We start from the raw sequence: 4,619 nt of genomic DNA, 5'->3' as shown, positions 1-4,619 counted from the left end.
GGCCCCCGCCGTAGCGTCCGGCGCCGGCGCCGTCGATCAGCCAGACCAGTACCGGGAAGGTGATGAACAGCACCGGGAAGAGGTTGAACGGCGCCAACGCCAGCACGGACAGCGCTCCGCACCCCATGGCGATGACGGCGCGCTTCCATCCCCAGGCGAGGATGATGGCAAGCGCAATCTGTCGAAGTCGCTGGAACGGACTCACTGTTGGCCGGTCCCGTCGCTTGGCGGCGGGGTGGGCGTGTCGTTGGCCGGCGATTGACCGCTGTCCGGCGTAGCCTCGCGGCGCCGGCTCTCGCGCTGAGTGCGCGGCGCGGGACGCTCCTTCCGCGTCGAGATGCGCAGCCGCTTGACGCGGCGCGGATCGGCATCGAGCACCTCGATCTCGTAATTGCCGGGACCCGAGATCACCTCGCCGCGCACCGGCAGGCGCCCGACGAAGCTGACGAGATAGCCGCCGAGCGTCTCAACTTCCTCACCGGCCTCGCCGGTGACGAAATCCTCACCGATCACCGAGCGGACGTCGTCGAGGCTGGCGCGGGCGTCGGCGATGAAGGCATTGTCGGGCAGGCGCACGATCGAGGGCGGCTCGTCGCTGTCGTGCTCGTCGTCGATCTCGCCGACGATCTGCTCGACGATGTCCTCGAGCGAAACCAGCCCGTCGCTGCCGCCATATTCGTCGACCACCAGCGCGAGGTGAATGCGCGTGGCCTGCATCTGCGCGAGCAGGTCGATCGCCCGCATCGACGGCGGCACATAGAGCAGCTTGCGGATGATGCGCGCTTCCTCGAGCGGCAGCGCCAGATCGACGGCGCGGAGGTCGAGCCCGGCCGGCAGCGGCTTCTTGCGCTTGGTCTTGGTGGCTTCCGACACGCGCGCACGCGCGGTCATGAACGCGAGCAGGTCGCGGATATGGACGATGCCGACGGGATCATCGAGCGTCTCGTTGTAGACCACGAGGCGCGAATGGCCGGCGCTCTCGAAGCGGTCCATCAACTCGCCGAGCGGGATGTCGCGCTTCACCGCGATGACGTCGGCGCGATGGACCATGACGTCGGCGATGCGGCGCTCGTGCAGACCGAGGATGTTGCGCAGCATGGTGCGCTCGACCGCCGAGAAGCCGGTGTCGTCGGGCGTCGTCGCGTCGAGCACGACCTGGAGGTCGTCGCGCACCGATCCCGCCTTCCAGCCGAACAGCGTGCGGATGGCGCGCAAGAGCCAGCCATCGGCGGTCGGGCGCATCACCTCGCCCTGAGTCACCACGGCCGGCAGATTGGCCGTGTGGCGCGGGTTGTCTTGAATCGGGTCGGAGTCCGGCATCTCAGTGTGTCCCTGCGCGGTCTGCATAGGGATCGGGAATTCCAAGGTGAGCCAGGATCTGCGTCTCCAGGGCCTCCATCTCCTCGGCGTCGCCGTCGTTCTCGTGGTCGTAGCCGATCAGATGCAGGAAGCCGTGCACGGCGAGATGGCTCAAATGGTGGTCGAACGGCTTGTGTTCCTCGTCCGCCTCGCGCCGCATGGTCTCGTAGGCGATCGCGATATCGCCGAGCATGCGCGGCGCATCGCCCGGCTTCCATTCGCCCTCCGGCTGGAGCGCGGGAAACGACAGCACGTTGGTCGGCTTGTCGATGCCGCGCCAGTTGCTGTTGAGGGTGCGGATGCCGGCATCATCGGTCAGCATCACCGCCACTTCCGCCTCGGCGACGTCTTCGTCGACACTCTCAGCGGCGGCCGCAACCGCGCGCTGGATCACGGCTTCGGAATCGGGCTCGCGCTGCCAGCAATCGGCGACGACGAGGACCTCGGTCATGGGAAGGTTGGGATGGGACATTGTGTTGTCTGGGACGAAAGGGCGCCGTGTCCGCGCCCTCTGGGTCCGGCTGTTGCCTCGTCAGGATTTGCCGGCGGCCGGCCGCTGCGGCGAGCCTTCGTAGGCGGCGACGATCCGCGCCACGAGTTCGTGGCGGATCACGTCCTCGGCTTTGAAATGAACCTGGGCGATGCCCTCGACGCCGCCCAGGAGGCGGGTCGCTTCGGCCAGGCCCGAGGTCTGGCCGTTCGGCAGGTCGATCTGCGAGGGATCGCCGGTCACGATCATGCGGCTGTTCTCGCCGAGGCGCGTCAAAAACATCTTCATCTGCATCGACGTGGTGTTCTGCGCCTCGTCCAGGATGATGGCGGCGTTGGTGAGGGTGCGGCCGCGCATGAAGGCGAGCGGGGCGATCTCGATCTCGCCGGTCTGGAGCGCGCGCTCGACGATGCGCGCATCCATGAGATCGTAGAGGGCGTCGTAGATCGGGCGAAGATAAGGATCGACCTTCTCGCGGAGATCGCCGGGCAGGAAGCCGAGCCGCTCGCCGGCTTCCACCGCCGGACGCGACAGGATGATCTTGTCGACCTCCTTGCGCTCGAACAGTTGCGCGGCATGCGCGACCGCGAGCCAGGTCTTGCCGGTGCCGGCCGGGCCGATGCCGAACACCAGCTCGTGGCGCTTCAGCGCGCGGATATAGGAGTCCTGCGCGGCGGTGCGTGCGCGCACCGGACGCTTGCGCAGATTGATGCTGTCGAAGGTCGCCGATTTGGCCGATTTGGCGTCGAACTCGAACAGTGAGCCCTGGGCGATGACCGCGCGAATCGCGCCCTCAACCTCGCCCTGGTCGAGATCCTGCCCCTTCACGGCCTGCGCGTAGAGCATCTCCAGCACGCGGCGTGCGGCGTCGCAGCCGTCGCGCGTGCCGCCGATCGTGATGTGGTTGCCCTTGGAATCGACGACGACGCCGAGCCGCCGCTCGATCTGCGCCAGATGTTGGCCGTAGGGGCCGACCAGCGCGGAAGCGGCGCGGTTGTCGTCGAAGTCGATGACGACCTGGGTCTCGGGCGGAACTTGCATGTCGCGGTCAAATTTGCGGCTGGGAGCGAGAGAAGACGAATCCGATGCGCTTTTTGGCAAGGGTTCAGGCTCCGATGGCTGGCGATAAAGCGGGCTCGCGCGCCCCACGCGGCGTCACGAGCTCACCGAGAAAGCTGTAGCGTTCGAGGCTGTCGATCCTGACAGGCAGGATTTGTCCGATGATGTCGGGCGAGGCCATTACGTGGGCGGGCTGCAGGAATGCGGTGCGGCCGACGATCTGGCCGTCCCTCCGGGCCGGACGCTCGAACAGCACGTCGACCGTTGAGCCAATCGCAGCCTTGTTGAAGGCCGATTGCTGGCTGTCGATCAGTTCCTGGAGCCGCTCCAATCGCTGGTCCATCTCGGCGGGGGACACCGTCTCCTGCATGTCCGCGGCCGGCGTTCCCGGCCGGGCGGAGTATTTGAACGAATAAGCCGCAGCGTAGCCGATTTGCGTGACAAGCGCGAGGGTGGCGAGAAAATCTTGGTCGCCCTCGCCGGGGAAGCCCACGATAAAATCTGATGAAAAAGCAATGTCTTGGCGCGCGGCGCGGAAACGGTCGATGACCCGCCGGTAATCATCGGCGGTATGTTTCCGGTTCATGGCGGCCAGAATGCGGTCCGAGCCCGACTGCACCGGCAGGTGCACGAACGGCATCAGGGCACCGAGATCGCGATGGGCTGCAATCAGGCTGTCGTCGACGTCGCGCGGGTGGCTGGTCGAATAGCGCAGCCGCGCGATGCCGGGAATTGTCGCCAGATGCTCGAGCAGCCTGCCGAGCGGCCAGGTTTTTCCGTCCGGTCCGTCGCCATGATAGGCGTTGACGTTCTGTCCGATCAGCGTCAGCTCGCGCACGCCGTTGTCGGCAAGCCGCTTCACGTCGTCGACGATCTTGGCGACAGGGCGCGAGACTTCCGAACCGCGCGTATAGGGTACGACGCAGAAGGTGCAGAACTTGTCGCAGCCTTCCTGCACCGTGACGAAAGCGGAAATGCCGCGCGCGCGGATCGCGTCGGGCTTGGGCTGAGCCAGGAAGCCGAACTTGTCCTGGGCGGGAAACTCGGTCTCGATCGCGCGGCCTTCATTGCCGGCGCGCTTCAGCAGCTCCGGCAGGTGATGATAGCTCTGCGGTCCCACCACGACGTCCACGACAGGCGCGCGGCGCACGATCTCCTCGCCCTCGGCCTGCGCGACGCAGCCCGCGACCGCGATTTGCATCGCGCGGCCCGCGCGCGCGGCCTCGTCCTTGGCGACGCGCAATCGGCCGAGCTCGGAATAGACCTTTTCGGAGGCCTTCTCGCGGATGTGGCAGGTGTTGAGGATGACGAGGTCGGCGTCATCAGCGCTGGCCGTCTCCACGAATCCTTCCGGAGCCAGCGTGTCCACCATGCGCTGCGCATCGTAGACGTTCATCTGGCAGCCATATGATTTGATGTGCAGCTTGCGCGGCGGCGTCATGGAACCCGGAATTGTGGTGGAGAACGGCCCTCAAATATAGGTTGGAGGGACGAAAATCCAGCGAATGGAGCCTCCTGGGCCGTCATTCCGGGGTGCGATGCAGTCGTGTCCCGGAATCCGGAGGTTTTGGGCGAGATTCCGGCTTCACGCGCTCTGCACGTGCCCCGGAATGACGGTCAAAGGCTACCTCACGGGGCGGGCCGGTTCGATCCGTCGGACCAGCTCCGGCAATTGCCGCATATCATCGAATGTCGATCCGGCGCCGGCGGC

Annotated in this window: 4 protein-coding genes and 1 pseudogene; all 5 read right to left on the bottom strand. The window is 66.3% G+C overall.

Translation table 11 applies throughout. The features are described 5' to 3' along the window. Window positions 1-205: pseudogene (locus tag IC66_RS43635) on the bottom strand (apolipoprotein N-acyltransferase); the annotation flags it as partial. After that, on the bottom strand, window positions 202-1,320 hold the full coding sequence (locus tag IC66_RS0124695; RefSeq protein ID WP_028139515.1) for a hemolysin family protein: 1,119 nt from the start codon (window positions 1,318-1,320) through the stop codon (window positions 202-204). The gene IC66_RS0124695 and the pseudogene IC66_RS43635, both read right to left, overlap by 4 nt. A 1-nt stretch (window position 1,321) precedes the next feature. Further along, window positions 1,322-1,831, bottom strand: a complete 510-nt coding sequence (gene ybeY, locus IC66_RS0124690) for an rRNA maturation RNase YbeY (RefSeq protein ID WP_028139516.1) — start codon at window positions 1,829-1,831, stop codon at window positions 1,322-1,324. Between the two features lie 60 nt (window positions 1,832-1,891). Next, window positions 1,892-2,890: a PhoH family protein gene (locus tag IC66_RS0124685; RefSeq protein ID WP_028139517.1), complete on the bottom strand. Its 999-nt coding sequence runs from the start codon at window positions 2,888-2,890 to the stop codon at window positions 1,892-1,894. A gap of 64 nt (window positions 2,891-2,954) precedes the next feature. After that, window positions 2,955-4,349 (bottom strand): tRNA (N6-isopentenyl adenosine(37)-C2)-methylthiotransferase MiaB, encoded by a 1,395-nt coding sequence (gene miaB / locus IC66_RS0124680; protein ID WP_038949434.1) that lies wholly within the window; start codon window positions 4,347-4,349, stop codon window positions 2,955-2,957. Between the last annotated feature and the right edge of the window lie 270 nt (window positions 4,350-4,619).

The organism is Bradyrhizobium genomosp. III (genome assembly GCF_000261705.1).
GTDB lineage: Bacteria > Pseudomonadota > Alphaproteobacteria > Rhizobiales > Xanthobacteraceae > Bradyrhizobium > Bradyrhizobium ottawaense.
Note: the sequence above shows the minus strand (reverse complement) of the source record. Positions and strands in the feature narration are given on the sequence as shown.

What these genes read in the sequence shown, in the direction of transcription:
- IC66_RS0124695 (WP_028139515.1), bottom strand. Translation starts at nt 1,320, where the DNA reads ATGCCGGACTCCGACCCGATTCAAGACAACCCGCGCCACACGGCCAAT.
- ybeY (WP_028139516.1), bottom strand. Translation starts at nt 1,831, where the DNA reads ATGTCCCATCCCAACCTTCCCATGACCGAGGTCCTCGTCGTCGCCGAT.
- IC66_RS0124685 (WP_028139517.1), bottom strand. Translation starts at nt 2,890, where the DNA reads ATGCAAGTTCCGCCCGAGACCCAGGTCGTCATCGACTTCGACGACAAC.
- miaB (WP_038949434.1), bottom strand. Translation starts at nt 4,349, where the DNA reads ATGACGCCGCCGCGCAAGCTGCACATCAAATCATATGGCTGCCAGATG.